Genomic DNA, 19,968 nt, shown 5'->3' on the forward strand with positions numbered 1-19,968 from the left:
GGATTATCCCAGTTTCAGATTGTCGATGCCGACCAGCCGGTCGTAGAGCCAATACAGGATCAAGACGCCCCCAAGCAGAAGTGACGCCAGCGCGGCCGCCAGTGACCAGTTGAGCGAATCCTGCATGTGGAAGGCGATCAGGTTCGAAATCAGCTGACCCGATGACCCGCCCACCAACGCAGGCGTGATGTAATAGCCGACAGCCAGAATGAACACCAACAGCGACCCTGCCCCGATGCCCGGTACAGTTTGCGGCAGATAGACCCGCCGAAACGCTGTCCAGCTGGATGCGCCAAGCGACCGGGCCGCACGCACATAACTGGGGTCGATGGGCCGCATGACCGAATAAAGCGGCAGCACCATAAAGGGCAGCAGGATATGTGTCATGGCGATGATCGTGCCGATCTGGTTATAGATCATCTGCACCCGCCCATCGTCGCCGATGATGCCAAGGGCCACCATGGTGTCATTCACGACGCCTTGCGATTGCAGCAAAACGATCCAACTGGTCGTGCGCACCAGAAGCGATGTCCAGAACGGCAACAGCACCAGGATCATCAGCAGGTTGGAATAGCGCAACGGCAAAGTGGCCAACAGATGCGCAACGGGAAAGCCCAGCAGAAAGCAAAGCCCGGTGATCAGCGCCGACAGCAAAAGCGTGCGGATGAACAGCGTTACATAGACCCGACGGTTTTCATTGACCTGCACAACAGCGCCGGTTTCATCGCGGGTCAGATCAACCGCGGCCAGGTAGAAATTCAGGGTATAGGGGCTGGACGCATCGCGCATCGCGCGCCACAGTTCCGGGTCGGCCCAGTCTTCGTCGACATCCAGCAGGGCCTCTTTGAACGGCGGCTCCAACCGTTCGGCACGGCGGGCGGATTTGGTGAACAGCGACCGCGTGCCCGACACATCGTAGTTGATCCGCGTGCCCACCTGCCCCTGTGCGCGCAATTCCCGCAGACCCCGAAGATCTGCGACCAACGCGGCATAGGCGGCCTCATCCGGCTCAGTACCTGCGGGGTTTTCATCAAACCAGGCGCCAAGGTTCGTCATGATCGGTGTACGTTCATTCGTGCCGAAATCACGATGTTCGGTAAAGCTGTTGTTATGGACCGACCGATGCAGCATCTGGCCGATGGGCACGATAAAGGTGATCAGCACGAACAGCAAAAGCGGCAAAACCAGGAAAAAGGCCCGTCGTTTCGCACGGGCCTGGGCCGAGGCCAGCGCGGCCTTTAGCGGCTTGCCGTCTGCCGTGGTCAGTGCGGCCCCCGTGGGTGCAGATATCGGTGATGTCAGACTGACGTCGGCCATGCGCTACTCCGGCAGGGGCGCGAGCATTGCGCGCAGTCCGGCGGCCTGATCGTCGGGCAGATGGGGCAACATCACGCGGGTGGTGTAATTGCCATGCAGCTTGCCGCCCTTCATATACGACCAGTCCGACACCATCGAGGCCGGAAAACTGACCGGATCACCGGCGTTCATGTCGAAATCAACGGGCTGATTGGCCAGAATGCCGGTATAGTCGCCATTGTCCTGCCGTCCGGTGACAGCTGTCCAGATATGTTCCGACGCGCCATCGGGGCCTGTCGGTACCTCAATCTTCAAAAGGAAATTATCGGCAGTGGTGGCCGTATAGGAATATTCGCTTTCAAACACGTTCAGTGAACTTTTGGCCGCCGCAATCGCCGCATTCATCTGGTTGTCAGTCTGTTCAAAATCGACAATCGGGTTTTCAGCGATGACGGGCGCGGTGACGCTGATCGTCAAAATAAACGCAGTAAGTATCAAATGGCGCAGCATGGGCGTTCCTTAAAGGTCCGGGGTCCGCAGCACACTGCGCACCCCGATTTTGCAATTACTGGGCAAGCCAGGCGTTGAACCGCTCGGACAGTTCTGTGTCACGGTCGGCCCAGAACTCAAAATTATTGACCAGCGCGTTTTCCAGATTGGCTTCAGCGGTTGGCATATGCGGTGCCATGTCGGTTTCACCGTCCATGAACTTGCCGACCAGTGCGCCCGAGGATTTGCGTGCGGGGCCATAGCTGATCCAGCTGGCCTGATCCGCCAGACGCTGCGTATCGGTTGAAAACGCAATGAATTGCAGGGCCTCTTCCTTGTTTGGCGCGCCGCGTGGCACGACGAACAGGTCAAAGTCCATGATCTGACCGTCCCAAACGATTTCGAACGGCTGGCCTTCACCGATAGCTGCGTTGAAGATACGACCGTTATAGGCTGTGCTCATCACGACCTCACCATCGGCCAGAAGCTGGGGTGGTTGTGCACCGGCTTCCCACCAGACAATCTCGTCCTTGATGGTGTCCAGCTTGGCAAAGGCACGATCAACGCCTTCGTCGGTTTCCAGAAGGTCATAGACCTCGGCTGCAGGAACACCATCGGCCATCAGGGCCATTTCCAGGTTCGCCTTGGCCGATTTACGCATGCCGCGCTTGCCGGGGTAGTCGACCAGATTGAAGAAATCGTCGATGCTGTCGGGCGCACTCGTGACGTTTTCGGTGTTATAGGCAAAGACGGTGGACCAGACGATATTGGCCACCGCACAATCGGTCAGCGCCCCTTCGATGAAGTCATCCTGTGGCGAAGTGCCGTCAGGGGCGTCGGGCAGCATCGAGTGGTCGATTTCTTCCAGCAGGCCTTCGTCACACAGACGAATGGCGTCGGAATATTCCACGTCGGCCACGTCGACTGTGACATTACCCGCCTCGACCTGAGCCTTGATAGGCGTGGCGGGGTTGTCGGCATCAACCGAATTCACGGTGATCCCGGTCTCGGCCATGAAGGGCTTATGATACGCCTCGACCTGCGATTTGGTATAGGCGCCGCCCCAGGACATGACTGTGACCTCTTGCGCGGATGCGGCAAAGGCAAAGCCTGTCAAGGCGGTGGTTAGGATAAGTGTTTTCTTCATTTGGTTTCTCCCGTTTAGGACTGTTGTTGGCCGATTTGGCACGGCTCTTATGAAATCGGATCAAGCGCGCGGGCATCTTCCGTAGCCCAGGTCACTTGGGTGGTTTCGCCGAGCGACAGATGTTTGTGGCCCGCGGCATTGGGGACTTTGACAATGAAATCATCGTTGCCATGGACGTTCATCCGGCAGCGGATGTGATCGCCCAGATAGATCAGTTCCAGCACGCGGCCCTCGGTCGTATTGGGGCCAGCCGCCCCGCCAACATTGACACGTTCAGGCCGGACAGAAATCAGCGTTTCGGCACCAGTTTCCCCGCAATTCACGGCCAGCGCCTCGCACTGCTTCCCATCTGGCAGTTGAACCAGCACGGCATCGCCGGCACGATTGATAACTTTACCATGTAACCTATTGTTTTCGCCGATGAATTGCGCAACAAAGCTGTTGTCGGGCCGTTCATAAAGCTCATCGGGTGGGGCAAGCTGCTGGATCACACCGTCGTTGAACACTGCAACGCGATCAGACATTGTCAGCGCCTCGGACTGGTCGTGGGTGACGTAGACGACCGTGATGCCAAGATTTTCGTGCAAGTGCTTGATTTCATACTGCATATGTTCACGCAGCTGCTTGTCCAGCGCGCCAAGTGGTTCGTCCATCAGCACCAGTGCCGGATCAAAGACCAAGGCACGGGCCAAGGCGATGCGTTGTTGCTGACCACCCGACAGTTGCGCCGGGCGGCGACCGCCGAAATCGCCCATCTGGACCATATCCAGCGCACGCTGCACACGATCCTCGCGTTCAGACTTGCCCATCCCGCGCACTTCCAGCGGAAAGGCCAGGTTTTCGGCAACCGTCATATGCGGAAACAGCGCGTAGTTTTGAAACACCATCCCGATACCGCGCTTGTGCGGGGGGATGTTGTTGATTTCACGCCCGTCCAGCCGGATTTCGCCGTGGGTCGCTGTTTCAAACCCGGCCAGCATCATCAGACAGGTTGTCTTGCCCGACCCGGACGGCCCCAGCATCGTCAGAAACTCGCCCTTTGGCATGGATAGATTAAGGTCTTTCACGACCAGCGTTTCGCCGTCGTAGCTTTTCTGGACGCGGTCAAATTCCACGAATGCGTCCGTCGACACGGTTGATGCCAAAACTGGCTCCCTGTTATTTTCGTGCGGTTGGCCCGCTTTTGTCGCCTAACTAAAGCAAGCGCGGGCCTGTCATGCAAGCGTCATGATCGATTTTTTCAGCAAATGCCGCAAATCCGGGCTGTTTTGGGGGCCTGTGCCAAGACATGTGGCGCAGGTATTATCCTGTAACAGTAAAACGGCAGACAGGCGTCCCATCGCGCCAACAGCTATTGTGCGTGATGATGATATCTGCGTCGATCAACCTGTTGAAAAGGCGCTGCAAAACGGCTTTGTGCCAGACACTGCCGGGCATGGTTAATAGGTTATCGGCAATCTCGATTACATGGCCCACAACGTGGCATCGGCCGGACCCGGCGAAGGTCCAGGCGTTTTTCCGGATCGCTTTTGACAGCAAAGCTGCGCCCAAGCGACGCGGGGCCAGGCGCAGCAGGGTTTTGGCAAATCGGGGAATGCGGTTGGCGATGATATAGTCCGCTGTCCACAGCCCCGCTGTTTCTGCGATTTTTGCCGCAACGTCAGGCGGATGCACCTGCCAAAGCGCGTGAAACAGCGCTGCCGGAATGGCCTGATCAATCATCTGTTGCGGCGGGTTAAGCAGCAAATGTGCAAAGCCTGTGCCAGCAAACAGATCATGCGCCGCGTCAAATCCCAGATGATGTTCGACCGCCCGGCCAAGCTGAATTACAGCGTTCGGCCCAACGACGCCCTGCGTGATATGGGCGCTGCCATCCAACTATTCACCCGCCAATTGCGGCACGGCATCATCCATCTGTTGATCCCCGCCGCCACAGGCCTTGACCGCCGTGCTTTCGCGGCGCGCCTTCGCGCGGGCGGCGCGATCGGCGGCGGCTTCCCAATCGTCCAGCTGTGCCTTGGCGATTTTGCGGGTGCGGTCAAAGTTGAAGTTGACCTTTTCCTTCGACTGCGGCCCCCAGTAATTTGCCTTGCCCAGATCATAGAATTTACGTTCAAACCCGGCCTTCAGGAACGCCTTCAGACACCCAAGCAGATAGCGGCGGCGGAAGCCTGTGCCGCGCCAAGGGTAGTGAAACAGCGCCTTGCGGGAATAGAAACGGCGATAGTTATGCATCACACGATCCAGAAGCGTGGCGCGATCCATCGCGTCGGGCCGCATGATCGGCGTGACGAAATTGTACTTCGAGAAATCGAAGATCTCGACCTTATCGCCCAATTCCTGAAACAGCGGTGTAAAGGGCCAGGGCGTGTACATCGCCCAATTCGCCAGATCGGGCTGCCAATCCCAGGCCATCTGAAACGTCTCTTCCAGCGTTTCGGGCGTTTCATTGTCCAGTCCGACGATAAATTGCGCTTCGACAAAGATATCGGCTTCACGCAATAACCGCACGGCCTCTTTGTTTTCTTGGACCTTGGTTTCCTTGTTGAACTGGTCCAGTTTCAGCTGCGCTGCGGCCTCGGTCCCTAGGCTGACGTGCACAAGGCCCGCACGTCGGTAAAGCGGCAGCAGGTCCTTGTCGCGCATGATGTCAGTGACGCGGGTGTTGATGCCCCACCGCACCTTGTGCGGCAGGTCGCGCGCGATCAGCTCTTCGCAGAATTGGATGAATTTACGGCGGTTTATCGTGGGTTCCTCATCCGCCAGAATGAAAAAGCCAACGTCCTGTTCGTTCACCAGCGTTTCGATTTCATCCACCACCTTGATCGGGTCGCGCACGCGATAATCACGCCAGAATTTCCATTGCGAACAGAAGGAACAGGTAAAGGGACAGCCCCGCGCCATGTTCGGGATCGCCACGCGCACACCAAGCGGCACGTAGATATACTTTGACCACTCCAGCAACGTCCAGTCGGGGTTGATGGCATCCAGATCCTTGACGGTCGAGGCCGCCTGCGTCGCCTTGATCACATCGCCGTCGTGGAAGGCCAGCCCCTTGATCCGCTTGCGATCAGCGGGCCAGCGGCCATCTTCGATGGTCAGGATCAGTTCGCGAAAAATCTCTTCGCCCTCGCCCCGGACGATCACGTCGATCCAGGGGGCCTCGGACAGGACTTGCTTGTATATAAAGGTCGCGTGGACCCCGCCCAACACGCGCACGGCGTTCGGGCAGACCTCTTGCGCGACTTTCAGCACGCCTTCGGCCACATAGATCGACGGCGTGATCGCGGTGGTGCCGACAACATCGGGCTGCAGCTCGGCCAGCTTCACCCGCAGGGCATCATCGTCGATGTTGTGCGTCATGGCGTCGATAAAATGGATGTCGTCAAAGCCCGCATCCCGCAGATGTCCGGCCAGATAGGCAACCCAGGCCGGCGGCCAGTTCCCCGCAATCTCGGCCCCGCCAGAGTGATAATTCGGGTGAACAAGCACGATGCGCATGGGCGCCCCTCCTGATATATGTAAATCAAGAGTGACAGTGTCAGATATTATTTACATTGACCTGGATCAACCCACCTAAGAGTCCAGGCAATGGCTGATATAGGTATTCACCTGATCCACACCCCATTCGCTTAGCATGAACGGGCGTTTTGCATCCAGCCTTCCAATTATGGGTGCAACATCGGGTGGCCCATGGCGAATTTGTGACGCCCTATCTTCAAAGTTATAAAGACAGCTGAATTTGCCTTTATCTGCATGAGTTTCAGTATTGTGGCGCCCTTCGACACCGAATTGAGTAATCATCGGACGATTCTCTTTCCATGCAATCTCAACCGACAACAGGGTTAACGGACTGCCTATGTCGCGTGTAAGATATGTGTTCAACAGAACCGTGTCGGATTTTTCCGGATGACTGATCAACTCAGGATACTCCGCGCGGGTGATAGGCCCAAATGTTTGATACTGACCATTCACGTTACGGCCCCAGGCCAGTGCATGGCTGACCCCCATATATTGCGCAGGTGTATCGGGCTGTGCCGTGACAAAAAACAAGGTATAATAGGATTGATCAAGAATAACGTGATCATTTCGACCATCACCGTTCATGTCCAATTTGATCGTCTGATCGGGTGGTTTAGTGTGTGAAGACATATAATATACAATCGTCACATACTCTTCCTGACATTTCTGGGGCAAAGGCGTGGTTTGCCAATCCCTTATCGGCAAAACCTGAAAGCTGCCCTCAAGCATTACGTCACCGGCGACATGATAAAAGACACCATCCCCGCTGGCATAGTCGATATGGCACCCCTCCGCCCCGTCATAATAAAACCCTATCGCCCAGTCGTTCACATAGGACGTTACTACAAACGCATCCTTTTGCAGGGCAATCGTCCAGCGCTGAAACCAGTATCCCGTGCCCGCACCTAGATGATTGCCGGTTTGAGTCAACTCAACACCACGACCGCCTGCTGTCGCCTCAAGCTGGACGTCCCGCGATATACCATCAGAGGCGGGCAAAAATTTGGGGATAATCTGGATTTTGTCCAACTCATTGTCTGCAATGCTGAAAATGAAAAATTCGATATCGGCCAACGCAGGATCGTCGCTGTTGCGCACCACCCTGATCTGATCGTCGTGCCCATCTGCGTTCCAATCGACAGTTGCGGTTGTCAAAATCTGATCTGCACGGGCATGAAAGGCCAGAAATACGCCAATCGAAGCAAGAAACACCTTCATCCATTTATCCAGATATTTCAAAGATCAAACCAGTCTGCCACCAGTCCACGAATGGCATCTGTTTGATATACCTCAATGCGCCGTTTGTCAGCCCGGATCATGGTCAGATCAGCCACTCCGAAAGGATAACCATTGCACCGCGAACACGGCCATAGCAAAGCTGAAATCGCCGCACGAATTGCGGCACCGGGAAAAGCCAGTCATCTGCGCGATGTGATCTATGGTGGCATCGACGGGGCGGTGACGACCTTTGCGATCGTGGCAGGGGTCCAGGGGGCCGGTTTGCCGACGGGTGTGATCCTGGCGCTGGGGATCGCCAATGTACTGGCCGATGGATTTTCGATGGCTGCGGGCAATTATTCGGGCACCAAGGCAGAACTGGATGATCGTCAGCGTCTGCGGCAGATTGAGGAACGGCATATCGACCATTTCCCCGAAGGCGAAACCGAAGAGCTGCGCCAGATCCTGGCGCAAAAGGGATTGTCCGGCGACGTTCTTGAGGAAGCCGTGCGGGCGATCGCATCGGACCGCGCCAAGTGGATCGAGATGATGCTGACCGATGAATATGGTCTGGCCCCGGTTGAACCGCGCCCAATGGCCGCTGCGGTGGCAACATTCGTGGCCTTTCTGATTGCCGGTATGATCCCGCTGATGCCTTTTTTGATCGGGCTACCCAATGCCTTTCTGAATGCCACGATCGCAACGGGTGTCGTGTTTTTCCTGATTGGGGCCGTAAAAAGCAAATGGTCCCTGGCCCCCTGGTGGCGGTCGGGGCTGGAAACGCTTGCCATCGGGGCTGTCGCCGCGGCGATTGCCTTTTACGTGGGCAGTTTGTTTCATGAATGACGAGGCCCGTCAGGAACAGACTATCAGCTTTCTTGAGGGCCGCCCGGATTTCGACACCCGCATCACCACCCACTGTGCGCATGTTTTTCTGTACGCGGGCGAGGCGCTGAAGATCAAACGCGCCGTCAAATACGATTATCTGGATTATTCGACGCTGGACCTGCGCCTTCAGATGTTGAAGCGCGAGCTACAGCTGAACGCAGGTGCAGCCCCCGATCTTTACCACGACGTGGTGCCGATCATGCGCGGGAGTGACGGGCTGAGCATCGGCGGCGCGGGCGACCCTGTCGAATGGGTACTGCGCATGGACCGCTTTCCGCCCGAGGCCGAGCTGGACCATATCGCAAAGACCCAAGGCATCCCCAATGATCTGGCCGATGGGCTTGGCCGCGCGGTTGCGGATTATCACGCGGCGGCGACAGTTCGGCCTGAGGATGGTGCGGATCTGATCGATGAGATCATTGATGAGCTGAACAGGTTTTTCGTGCCCGTGGCCAATCAGGTGGGCCCCGACCGTGTGAGCGCATTCAAAAATCGGATCCAAGGGCATTTTGCGGATGTCTCGGACCTTTTGACACTGCGCACCGATCAGGGTCAGGTGCGGCGCTGTCATGGCGATCTGCATTTACGCAATATCATCATGTGGCGTGGCGCACCGACACCCTTTGACGCGCTTGAGTTCAGCGAACGGCTTGGCACCTGTGATGTGCTTTACGATCTGGCGTTTTTGCTGATGGATCTGGATCACCGTGGCTTGCCGGATGCCGCGTGCCACGTCTTTAATGCCTATCTGTTTTACGGCCGCGCTGATCTGTCGGGGCTGGCCGCCCTGCCCCTGTTTCTGGCAATCCGCGCAGGCATTCGTGCGATGGTCGATGTTCAAACCGCGCAGGGGCAGGATGACCCCAGTAAACTGATTTCAGATGCGAAAGCCTATCTGGATCAGGGGCTGCGGTATCTGCAGCCCCCTGCCCCCCATCTGTTTGCCATCGGCGGGCTGTCGGGCACGGGCAAGACCACCCTGGCCCGGAAATTCGCGCCGGGCATCGGTCGGGTGCCGGGTGCCGTGCACATCCGCAGCGATTTGGAGCGCAAGGCGCTGATGGGCGTCGATCCCCTGACCCGCCTGCCCGCCGCGGCCTATCGACCCCAGGTCAGCGATCAGGTCTTCGCCATCATGCGGACCAAAGCCCAAGCTGCTCTGCAAGCGGGCCATCCGGTAGTGCTGGACGGCGTCTATGCAAAGCCGCAAGAACGGCAATCGGTTGAGGCATTGGCCCGTGAACTGGGCTGCCCCTTTGCCGGTATCTGGCTGGAAAGCGATCTGGCCACACGTCAAACCCGCGTCAGCCGCCGTGATCACGATGCGTCAGACGCAGACGCCGAGGTGCCCAGAATGCAAGAGGATTTTAAGATTGGCCCGGTCACCTGGCACAGACTGGACAGCAGCCAAAGCATCGACGACTTGCTGAACGCCGCACGGAACATCATCCGCACCTGAAGGGCCGCCACACTATCTGCGCCGCCCCGGCAAGGACACAAAGGCTTTGTAACTTCGCCCCGCACAGAAGTTAGGTTTGAGCATAGTGCATATGCCCTTTTTACAGGCAGAGCGGTTCAAAAACTGTGTTTGAGGCTTTGCAAGTGACCCCAAAATCATTACAAGCCCGCGAAACAGACGAAAGCCAGTGTAAGAAAAACAATAATGGACTTCCTGAACGCCCTTGTGGCCCTTTCCAACTTTGTACTGATCCCTGCCGTGGCCTATGGTGCCCAACTTGCGCTTGGGGCGCTTGGGGTGACCCTGATCTACGGTATACTGCGGTTTTCGAACTTTGCCCATGGCGATACGATGGCCTTTGGGGCGATGGCCACAATCCTGGTGACATGGGCCTTGCAAGGCGCTGGCATCACATTCGGCGTGCTGCCCACGGCCCTGCTGGCGCTGCCGGTGGGGATTGCCGTGACGGCACTGCTGCTGCTGGCCACGGATAAAGCTGTTTACCAATTCTATCGCCGCCAGAAAGCGGCCCCCGTCATACTGGTCATCGTGTCGATGGGTGTGATGTTCATCATGAACGGCATTGTCCGGTTCATCATCGGCCCGGACGATCAGCGGTTTGGGGATGGGGCGCGGTTCATCATCTCGGCCCGCGATTTTCGCGAAATGACCGGCCTGCGCGAAGGACTGGCGTTCAAGACGTCGCAAGGGATCACCATCGTTGTGGCCGCGATCGCCGTGATCGCGCTGTTCTGGTTTCTGAACAAAACACGCACCGGCAAATCCATGCGCGCCTATAGCGATAACGAGGATCTGGCGCTGCTGTCAGGTATCAACCCCGAACGCGTGGTGATGTACACATGGCTGCTGGTGGCGGCTCTGGCGACGACGGCCGGTGTGCTTTACGGGCTGGATAAATCTTTTAAACCCTTCACCTATTTCCAGCTGCTGCTGCCCGTTTTTGCGGCAGCCATCGTGGGCGGGCTGGGCAACCCTGTGGGTGCGATCCTGGGCGGTTTCGTCATCGCGTTTTCCGAGGTCATGTTCACCTATGCCTGGAAAAAAGTGCTGACCTATCTGATGCCCGAGGCGCTTGAGCCGTCAGGCCTGGTTCAGCTTTTGTCCACCGACTATAAATTCGCCGTCAGCTTTGCGATCCTTGTGATCGTACTGCTTTTCCGACCGACCGGTTTAATGAAAGGAAAAGCGGTATGAGCGCGCAGGCCAGAACGATCGGGCTGTTTGCCCTTGTCGGCGTGCTGATCATTCTGACCGGTGTGCTGCAAAGCTGGAACACGGCGCTGTTGATCCTGAACATGGGGCTGATTTCAGCCATCATGGCGCTTGGGGTGAACCTGCAGTGGGGGTTTGCGGGGCTGTTCAACATCGGTGTGATGGGCTTTGTGGCCCTGGGTGGTCTGGCGGCTGTACTGATATCGATGCCCCCCACCACCACCGCCTGGGCTGCCGGGGGCGCGCGTGTTCTGCTGGGGCTACTGACGGGCGCGGCGACGATTGTTGCGGCTATTCTGGTGCAAAGGCGCATGGCCCCTGAGCGCAATCGCAGTCTGGCGACGCTGGCGGTTCTGGTACTGGGCTTCATCCTTTATCGCTTTGTCTTTGACCCCGCCGTCGACGCGATTGAGGATGTGAACCCCGCCGTCACCGGCTATCTGGGGGGCTTGGGTCTGCCAATTTTGCTGGCCTGGCCGGTGGGTGGATTGCTGGCGGCCGGTGCTGCATGGATCATCGGCAAAACCGCACTGGGCCTGCGGTCAGATTATCTGGCCATCGCGACGCTTGGGATTGCTGAAATCGTCATTGCCGTTCTGAAAAACGAAGATTGGCTGACCCGTGGCGTCAAAAACGTCATCGGCCTGCCCCGCCCTGTCCCGCGTGAAATCGACCTGCAGCAAAACGCCGATTTTATCGAACGGGCGCAGGGGCTTGGGCTGGACCCGGTCACAGCATCGTCGCTTTACGTCAAGCTTGGATATTCGGTGCTATTTACCGTCGTGCTGGTGATCCTGCTGGTTCTGGCCCAGCTTGCGCTGAAATCGCCGTGGGGCCGGATGATGCGCGCGATCCGCGATAATGAGGTCGCGGCGGCCGCCATGGGCAAGAATGTCACCAAACGTCATTTGCAAATCTTCATTCTGGGCAGTGCCATCTGCGGGATTGCGGGGGCGATGATGACCACGCTGGATGGTCAGCTGACCCCGGCCAGCTATCAGCCCCTGCGGTTTACCTTTCTGGTCTGGGTGATGGTCATTGTCGGCGGATCGGGCAACAACTTTGGCGCCGTTCTGGGTGGGTTTCTGATCTGGTTCCTGTGGGTCCAAGTCGAACCGCTTGGCCTGGCGTTCCTGCAGTTGATCACCGCTTGGCTGCCCGAGCAAAACGCGCTGCGATTACACCTGCTCGACTCAGCCGCGCACATGCGTTTGCTGACCATGGGCATTATCCTTTTGCTGGTCTTGCGCTTCAGTCCACGCGGTCTGATCCCCGAGCGGTGATTATGGCGTTTTTCGGTCAGGATTCTGGCAAAATAGTGGCGAAATAGTTAATAGATCGTTAGTGTGTCATAAAAAATGTATATTTTGCAACAGTTTAGAACGATAAACTGACTTCGCGCCAGCCGCCCCTTACAATTGGTTAACGAATCTGAAAAGCGAGTGTCAGGGACACGTGCCGCCTTGGGGATTGGGGCGGCGCGATCATCACGAAAAAACAGGAGATACTCGCTTGTCTTACCTAAAAAGCGTTCAAGCCGCTGCTTTTGCGGCTCTCTCGGTTGTGGGAGCGGCCACAACATCAGCCATGGCACAGCAGGTCATTTTGCGATCAGATGATGGCAGCATGACCGTCAGTGGCGAGTTACTGGATTTCGATGGTCAGAACTATACGATCGGTACAATTGTTGGCACAATGCAGGTCGATGCGTTGCAGGTTCAATGCGAAGGATCTGCCTGCCCTGAAGTCACCGAACAGGACCTTGGTTTTGTTGTCACCGGCGACAAGGGTATTGCTGATAACTTGCTGCCTGTTATTGCGGACCGTTTTGCGGCCAACATCGGTGGCAGCTCAAGCCTGCAGATGGCGGGTGAAGGCCGGATGGCAGTCACAATCGGCACGGATACGGGCGAAACCCTGGCAAATATCAGTTTTGATACTCAGGGTGCGACCGCCGGTTTTGCCGAACTGATCAATGGCAATGCCGGGCTGGTGGTGTCGCGTCGGCCCGTTCGTCTAAGCGACGTTACCCAGGCAGGTGCAAGCCGGTTGGAAGACGTGTTTGACGAAGCCCAGGAAAAGGTGATCGCCCTTGATGGTGTCGTTGTCGTCACATCGCGCAACAACCAGCTGCGGACAATATCCGAAGACGCGCTGGCGGATGTTTTTGCAGGCCGTATCACGAACTGGTCGCAACTGGGTCTGCCGGATGCCCCGATCAATGTCTACCTTCAGGACACGTCCGAGGCCACTGCCGAGCGGTTTGACGAAGTTATCCTGAACCCGCGGCGTCTTGATTTCACGGGAAATGTCACGCAGGTAGATTCAGATCAGGCGGTTGTCGCTGCAGTGGCAAGCGACCCTACCGGGATCGGCATCACAACTTTTTCCAATGCCCGCTTCGGTAAGATTGTCGATATTCGCGGTGTCTGTGGACTGCAGGTGTCGCCGACCCCCTACACCATCAAGACCGAGGAATATCCCCTCAGCCAACGGATCTACGCCTATCAAGCCAAGGATGAGAACCGCCCGGTGTATAACCGCTTCTTTGACTTTCTGGATTCGCCCCAGGCCCAGGCGGCGGTCAGCGGATCGAACCTGATCGATCTGGGTGTGTCGTATCAGGACAATAATGAACAGGGCCTGCGCTATCTGGCGGCTCTTTTGCCGTCCGATGTCGAAGTCAGCTTTGGCCAGTTGCGCCAGATGTCCGAACAGATGCTGGCCGGAGACCGCATGTCAATCACTTTCCGCTTCGACTTCGGCTCGTCCCGGTTGGATGCACGGGCCCGTGAAGATATTGATCGTCTGGCCAACATCCTGACGACGGGGGATTTCACCAACCGGGAAGTGTTGCTGATCGGTTTTACCGACTCGGTCGGCGATGGCATTTCGAACCAACGTCTTAGCGCACGACGTGCGGAATTTGTTAGAAATGCCTTGTTGGATGCAGCCCCGGCCGGTGCATTGGATAATGTCCGGATCCGCGCCATGGGCTACGGTGAAATGTCGCCTGTCAGCTGTAACCAAAGCGAAAACGGGCGCGCTATCAACCGTCGCGTCGAGGTATGGGTGAAGGACACTGTTCAGGCACAGGCACAATAATGGGTGGGACAACGCAAAAGACTTCAACATCAGGTCAGTCGGTGAAATTATGAGATTTTGGTCAATTCTAATGTCTGTCGCCGTTGCGGGCTTTGCCAGCATCGCGTCAGCTCAGCAAAACGACGTGCAGCGTCACATCCAGGCCTGGCTGTCAGGCGAAGATGAAAACAGTCTGGCTGCCCTGGCCCAGGCCGCGGCCGGGGGCAATACAACCGCGCAGATCCTACTGGGCCAGATCGACCGCGATACGGTGCCCGGTGGCTTTTCGCCCTATCTGCTGTCCCTTGGCAATGACGCACGTGACAGCCTGCTTAGACGGAATGGCACAGATGGCACCGAAAACTGGTTGTTGGATTTGTCGAACCCTGATCCGGCGGACTATGGCATGCGCCTGTTCGGTTATCGTGTCGGGCGTACCCCGATCCGCAATGCCGTGGCCCTGCGCGAAGTTGATGAAACCGTCGCGGCCGAGTTCGTCTTGTGGACCACGCTGAACGACGGTCGGTTCGATCTGGTCAACGCCATGCCCGCGGAAAACTATGGTCTGGGCCAGGCGGGCTTTCTGCTTTGGCTGCGGGGCTATATCGAAGGTTCAAACAAGGTCATGACCATGGATCGCCTGTCGCAAGACAGCAATCCGGCCAAGCTGCCCGGTCTTTTAGCGCTGGATAAGATGTCGCGCCTGCTGAACCTGGGCCAGTTCATCTCTGACGATGTCAAAGTGCTGATCACGGTTCTGAAGGGTCAGCGCTATGCCCTGCCCGACGATGCCAATGTCATCATGATCCGTAATGCGCTGAACGACATGGCACAGGTCGACGCGCCCCTTGGCATGCTGGCCACGCTGTGTGGCAATTGTGAAAACGGCACCGTGGATCCCGAATGCATGAGCCAGTCGCTGGAAATCATCGGGGGCTACAAAACCCTGATGTCCGTGCGCACCCCGGCTGAGTCTGTCATCCCGGCAGGCACGTTCTACTCATCTCAACGGGCCCAGATTACACTGGAACAGCTGATCAAAAGCCGGTCCGAATACTATGCGCCCGAAATTGAATCGAGCTGTATTGCCGGGTTCATCGAATAGACACCCCAGTCATAGAAACGACTGACAGCGACAGGCCTCTTCGGAGGCCTGTTTTGCATTCAACCCGCCAAAATCGTCCGAAAAACTTGCGATAACGCCCCCGCCGCAGTAGCGTTCAGCATGGAAAAACCACCTGTTGCAGATATGATCGTAGCGGGGCGCGTCATGGCCTGGCCTTATGGCAAGACGCAGGAATGGTGGCCACCGCCCGCCAAATGATCCTTTACGATCATTTTCACCATATCCACAAAGGTTTACCCATGAATGCAACACATCTATCGGTCCAGACCGATGCCCTTGTCGTCGAGTGGTCAGATGGCAGCTCGTCCCAGTTCCCAACACTCTGGCTGCGTGATAACTGCCCGTCAGGGCTGCATCCCGAAACGCACGAACGCATGTTCGATCTGCTGACAATCAATGAGACCCCCGAACTGGTGTCGGCCGAATTGTCTGACGATACGGCCGTTTTGCAGTATCGCGATCACCATGTCAGTCATATGCCGCTGTCATTGATGCTGGCCAATCGTTCGGGTCAGCGCGCATCCGATCCTGGTCGTTTACCCCCACAACTTTGGCGGGGGGATCTTGGGGCCGAAAACATCCCCCGCCATCCTTCTGCGGCCATCATCGATGAGGACGCAGCGCTGGCACGTTGGATGAATGACATCGCGACCTTAGGGCTTGCGATTGTCGATCACCTGCCCGGCCAAACCGAGGCCGGCATCCAAGTGGCCGAACGCATCGGTTTTCTGCGCGAAACCAATTTTGGCACGACATTTGAGGTGATCAACAAGCCCGATCCAAACAATCTGGCCTATACCTCGGTCGCGCTGCCCTTGCACACCGATCTGCCAAACCAGGAAGTCCCGCCTGGCTATCAGTTCCTGCACTGCCTTGCGAATGACGCGACCGGCGGCGGGTCGGTTTTCGCGGACGGTTTTGCGATGGCCGAGGACCTAAGGGCGCAGGACCCGGATGCATTTCGTCTGCTGTGTGATGTCCCGATTCCATTTCGGTTTCACGATAAGGACGCAGATATTCGCGTGCATCGACCGGTGATCACTTTGGGCGATGATGATCAGGTCATCGAAATCCGATACAACGCCCATTTGGCTGGTGTCTTTGATATGCCAGCCGATGTGATGATGGACTATTACGGCGCTTATCGCGCTTTCATGGCCAAGACGCGGGACGCAAAATACCAGCTGACCTTAAAGCTGAAAGCGGGCGAGATGGTTGTTTTCGACAATCGCCGCGTCTTGCATGGGCGCCAGGCCTTTGATCCGTCAACGGGCTTTCGCCACCTTCACGGCTGTTATGTCGATCGGGGTGAGTTTGCATCGCGGTTGCGTCTGTTGGCCAAGACACAGGCAGTGACCTGATCCTTTATCAGCTGCGCAGCGTGCAGACTACGACACACGCGCCGCGCGGCCACCGCGCCGTTTTGGGGTCGGCGCATCCTGCAGGGCTTCGCGCAGCACGTCTGTCATCGGGTGGTCCGGATGCAGGGGGCTATAATGGGACAGAAGCGTTTTGACATAGCCCTTGGCCGATTGATCCTGCGGCACGCTGATGGCCCAGTCCAGAAAGATCGATCGGCATTCAGGCAGCGCGATGCCTTCTATATTATAGGCCTCGCGGATCAGGCCCTTGGGATCTTCTTGATCATGCATCGGTGCGCCTTTCTTTTTCTGAATGATCAGCTAGACGGTTGCGGCGGATTAGCAAGAGCATCCTGAATAATGCCGTGCGCATCGCGCCTTTTTGCGTCCAAATCTGCAAGCACACCGTCGATATCCGCCCCATCGGTTTCCCGCAGCAGAATATCACAGCCGCCCTGGCCCAGCTTTTCGGGCGAAAGCCCGTCTTGACTGATCAGCTTGCCTGTCGCGCGGATGTTCCAAAGCAGATCATAGGCCTTCACCAGTCGGTCGCAGGTGTCCTGATTATACCAGCCTAGGGTCAGACCCGCAGCCAACTGCATCTTTGTGTCACGCCGATCACTTCCAGCCATCAGGGCGGCCGCCTGGGCGAAAAGCTCAATCTCTTGCAGGCCGCCCTGCCCCAGTTTGACATCCCACGGACCATCGCCAGGTTTCGCGGCAGCCAGTCGATCCAACATCTCGGACACGTCCTGGCATACCTTCTGAGGCGCGCCGGTGGTTTTCAGAACCTCGGTCCGAAACTGTTCTATATCGTCCAGCAAATCGGGATGTCCGACGATGCCGCGGGCGCGGGTCAGGGCAAGATGTTCCCAGGTCCAGGCCTCGTCCCGCTGGTAATTCCGGTACGACGTCCAGCTTGTCGCAACAGGTCCCTGACGCCCCGAGGGACGCAGCCGCATGTCGACCTCATACAGTTTTCCCTGGGACATCGGCGCGCTGAGGGCTGTGACCAGCGCCTGTGTCAAACGCGCAAAATAGCTGCGGGCGACCAGGGGGCGCGGTCCATCCGAATTTTCAACACCCAGATCATCATAGATCACAATCAGATCCAGATCGGAACTGGCATGCAGCCGGGCCGCGCCCAACGATCCCATGCCCACAACAGCTGCACCGCGCCCTGGGGGCCTCCCGTGTTTTTTCGAAAACTGCGCGACGACACGCGGCCAAAGCGCCTGCAGGCAGGCCTGCGCGATATCTGAATATTGCTGCCCCGCCTGATCAGCATCAATAAGATCCCGCAGGTGATGCACGCCCACCCGGAAATGCCATTCCTTGGCCCACCGCCGCGCCATATCCAGCTGACCTTCGTAGTCCGCCACCGCGGTCAGTTGTTCCTCCAGCGTTTTGGCCAGACCAGATGCACCGGGCCATGGCGCAAAGAAATCGCCCCCGATGACCGCATCCAAGACGCCCGAATGCCGCGACAGATACTGCGCCAAAGCCGGGGCCGACGCACAGATGTCAACGATCAGATCGATCAGCTGCGGATTTGCCTCGAACAAGGAAAACAACTGCACACCAGCGGGAAGCCCGGACAGGAAGCCATCAAACTGCAACAGCGCCTCGTCCGGTTTGGCAGCCCGCTGCAATCGGCGCAACAACTCGGGCTTCAGGCGATTGAATATCTTAACCGCGCGTTCGGACCTAAGCGCGGGATACCCCGGCCAGCGCTGCGTGATCTGGTCACCGAAATCGTCGCCCTGGTTTTCCTGCGGAACCGAGGGCGCGAAGAAGCCTTCGATCAGATCATGCACTTCGGTCAGGCGCCTGTGCAAATCGCCCTTCAGACGATCACTGTCCGTGCCCATAAAGGCCGCAAGGCGCGCAAAGCCTTCGTCGTTTTTCGGCAGATCGTGGGTCTGGGCATCGCCGATCATCTGAACGCGATGTTCGACCAACCGGTGCGCGCGATAGTGATCCTGCAGGATGCCCGCCGCATCCGATCTGATCCACCCCGCCTGCGCCAAAGCATCCAATCCCGGAACGGTGCCGCGCAGGCGCAATGCCTCATCCCGGCCACCCGCAATCAGCTGTCGGGTCTGGGTAAAAAATTCGATTTCCCGGATGCCACCCCGACCCAGCTTCATATTATGACCTTCAAGGGTAATGGAGCCGTGCAACCCTTTGTGGGACCGGATTTTCAACCGCATGTCATGGGCATCCTGAATGGCCGCGAAATCCAGATGCTTGCGCCAGACAAAGGGTTTCAGGGTTTTCAAAAACGTCTCGCCCGCGCCCAGATCACCGGCGCAGGGACGTGCCTTGATATAAGCGGCCCGTTCCCAGGTGCGCCCTTCGCTTTCATAATATCGTTCGGCCGCGGCCATCGACATACAAACCGGCATGACCGACGCATCGGGGCGCAGCCGCAGATCTGTGCGGAAAACATAGCCCTCGGCGGTCAAATCGCTGAGCATCGCGGTCATTTTGCGCGTAGCACGGATAAAGGCCGCGCGGGCCTCATATTCATCGCCGGGATTGAAACGTGTTTCGTCAAACAGGCAGATCAGGTCAATGTCGGACGAATAGTTCAGCTCATGCGCGCCCATTTTGCCCATGGCCAGCACGACCACTCCGCCTGCCGTCGCAATGTCGTCTTCGGTTTGCCCCGGCACCTTGCCGCGCCTTATCTCAGCCCCGACCAGTGATTTGATGGCCGTATCGACGCTGATATAGGCAAACTGCGTTAACACCTTGGTCACATCTTCAAGCGGCCAGACCCCGGCCAGATCAGCCAGTGCCGTTATCAAGGCAATCCGCCGCTTGGCCTGGCGCAGTCGGACGGGCAGGTCGGCCAAGACTATCGTAGGCAACTGCTGAAACTCGTCCCCGCAAGCCGCTTCGGGGTCATCGAAGGCCGCAGCGATCCAATCTGCCTCTTTCTGGATCAGGGATTTCAGATAAGGGCTGCAGCCTGCCGTCCCTTTCACCAACTCTTTCAATTCATTGGGCAAATGATCAAACAGCCCCAGAACATCATGCCCCTGATCGGGATCATATGCGGCTGGACACCGGGTCATGCGTTTGATGAAACTCATGGGGCTATAAATGGTCAGAACAGCAGCCCCCGGTCAATCATGAG

16 protein-coding genes are annotated in these 19,968 nt (G+C 57.4%); 7 read left to right on the plus strand and 9 right to left on the minus strand.

The genetic code is table 11. The features are described from left to right. Positions 1-3: 3 nt before the first annotated feature. The 7 genes from H7848_RS11995 to H7848_RS12025 all read right to left on the minus strand — a co-directional run bounded on the left by H7848_RS11995 (position 4) and on the right by H7848_RS12025 (position 7,672). Entirely contained in the window at positions 4-1,317 is a 1,314-nt protein-coding gene (locus tag H7848_RS11995; protein WP_208351817.1) for an ABC transporter permease, read from the minus strand. 3 nt (positions 1,318-1,320) lie between these two features. Further along, entirely contained in the window at positions 1,321-1,806 is a 486-nt protein-coding gene (locus tag H7848_RS12000; RefSeq protein WP_208351819.1) for a YegJ family protein, read from the minus strand. A gap of 55 nt (positions 1,807-1,861) precedes the next feature. Next, complete coding sequence (locus tag H7848_RS12005; protein WP_208351821.1) at positions 1,862-2,932, minus strand: ABC transporter substrate-binding protein; 1,071 nt, start codon at positions 2,930-2,932, stop codon at positions 1,862-1,864. A 47-nt stretch (positions 2,933-2,979) separates the two neighbouring features. Then, positions 2,980-4,077: an ABC transporter ATP-binding protein gene (locus tag H7848_RS12010; RefSeq protein WP_208351823.1), complete on the minus strand. Its 1,098-nt coding sequence runs from the start codon at positions 4,075-4,077 to the stop codon at positions 2,980-2,982. Between the two features lie 157 nt (positions 4,078-4,234). Next, positions 4,235-4,810, minus strand: a complete 576-nt coding sequence (bchJ, locus tag H7848_RS12015) for a bacteriochlorophyll 4-vinyl reductase (RefSeq protein WP_208351825.1) — start codon at positions 4,808-4,810, stop codon at positions 4,235-4,237. Beyond that, the gene (gene bchE, locus H7848_RS12020) at positions 4,811-6,433 is read right to left on the minus strand and encodes a magnesium-protoporphyrin IX monomethyl ester anaerobic oxidative cyclase (RefSeq protein WP_208351827.1); all 1,623 of its coding nucleotides are present in this window, start codon (positions 6,431-6,433) and stop codon (positions 4,811-4,813) included. A 75-nt stretch (positions 6,434-6,508) separates the two neighbouring features. After that, on the minus strand, positions 6,509-7,672 hold the full coding sequence (locus tag H7848_RS12025) for a hypothetical protein (protein ID WP_208351830.1): 1,164 nt from the start codon (positions 7,670-7,672) through the stop codon (positions 6,509-6,511). Between the two features lie 132 nt (positions 7,673-7,804). Here H7848_RS12025 and H7848_RS12030 point away from each other — a divergent pair, with 132 nt between their 5' ends. From H7848_RS12030 to H7848_RS12060, 7 genes are all read left to right on the plus strand, one after another. Beyond that, positions 7,805-8,518, plus strand: coding sequence for a VIT1/CCC1 transporter family protein (locus H7848_RS12030; protein ID WP_208351833.1), 714 nt, complete (start codon positions 7,805-7,807; stop codon positions 8,516-8,518). After that, positions 8,511-10,019, plus strand: coding sequence for a bifunctional aminoglycoside phosphotransferase/ATP-binding protein (locus H7848_RS12035; protein ID WP_208351834.1), 1,509 nt, complete (start codon positions 8,511-8,513; stop codon positions 10,017-10,019). The genes H7848_RS12030 and H7848_RS12035 overlap by 8 nt, the downstream gene beginning before the upstream one ends. Before the next feature lie 204 nt (positions 10,020-10,223). Continuing rightward, complete coding sequence (locus H7848_RS12040; protein WP_208351835.1) at positions 10,224-11,234, plus strand: branched-chain amino acid ABC transporter permease; 1,011 nt, start codon at positions 10,224-10,226, stop codon at positions 11,232-11,234. Then, a complete protein-coding gene (locus tag H7848_RS12045; protein WP_208351836.1) occupies positions 11,231-12,535 on the plus strand; it encodes a branched-chain amino acid ABC transporter permease in 1,305 nt (434 codons plus the stop codon). The genes H7848_RS12040 and H7848_RS12045 overlap by 4 nt, the downstream gene beginning before the upstream one ends. 229 nt (positions 12,536-12,764) lie before the next feature. Further along, complete coding sequence (locus H7848_RS12050) at positions 12,765-14,357, plus strand: phosphate ABC transporter substrate-binding/OmpA family protein (protein WP_208351837.1); 1,593 nt, start codon at positions 12,765-12,767, stop codon at positions 14,355-14,357. Positions 14,358-14,406: 49 nt separating this feature from the next. Then, on the plus strand, positions 14,407-15,441 hold the full coding sequence (locus tag H7848_RS12055) for a hypothetical protein (protein WP_208351839.1): 1,035 nt from the start codon (positions 14,407-14,409) through the stop codon (positions 15,439-15,441). A 260-nt stretch (positions 15,442-15,701) separates the two neighbouring features. Further along, the gene (locus H7848_RS12060; protein WP_208351843.1) at positions 15,702-16,823 is read left to right on the plus strand and encodes a TauD/TfdA family dioxygenase; all 1,122 of its coding nucleotides are present in this window, start codon (positions 15,702-15,704) and stop codon (positions 16,821-16,823) included. Positions 16,824-16,850: 27 nt separating this feature from the next. Here the strand turns inward: H7848_RS12060 and H7848_RS12065 are convergent, their stop codons facing one another. Next, a complete protein-coding gene (locus H7848_RS12065; protein WP_208351845.1) occupies positions 16,851-17,114 on the minus strand; it encodes a hypothetical protein in 264 nt (87 codons plus the stop codon). Positions 17,115-17,140: 26 nt separating this feature from the next. Continuing rightward, the gene (locus H7848_RS12070; RefSeq protein ID WP_208351849.1) at positions 17,141-19,924 is read right to left on the minus strand and encodes a [protein-PII] uridylyltransferase family protein; all 2,784 of its coding nucleotides are present in this window, start codon (positions 19,922-19,924) and stop codon (positions 17,141-17,143) included. Between the last annotated feature and the right edge of the window lie 44 nt (positions 19,925-19,968).

It is taken from the genome of Pseudaestuariivita rosea (genome assembly GCF_017592335.1).
GTDB classification, from domain to species: domain Bacteria; phylum Pseudomonadota; class Alphaproteobacteria; order Rhodobacterales; family Rhodobacteraceae; genus Parasulfitobacter; species Parasulfitobacter rosea.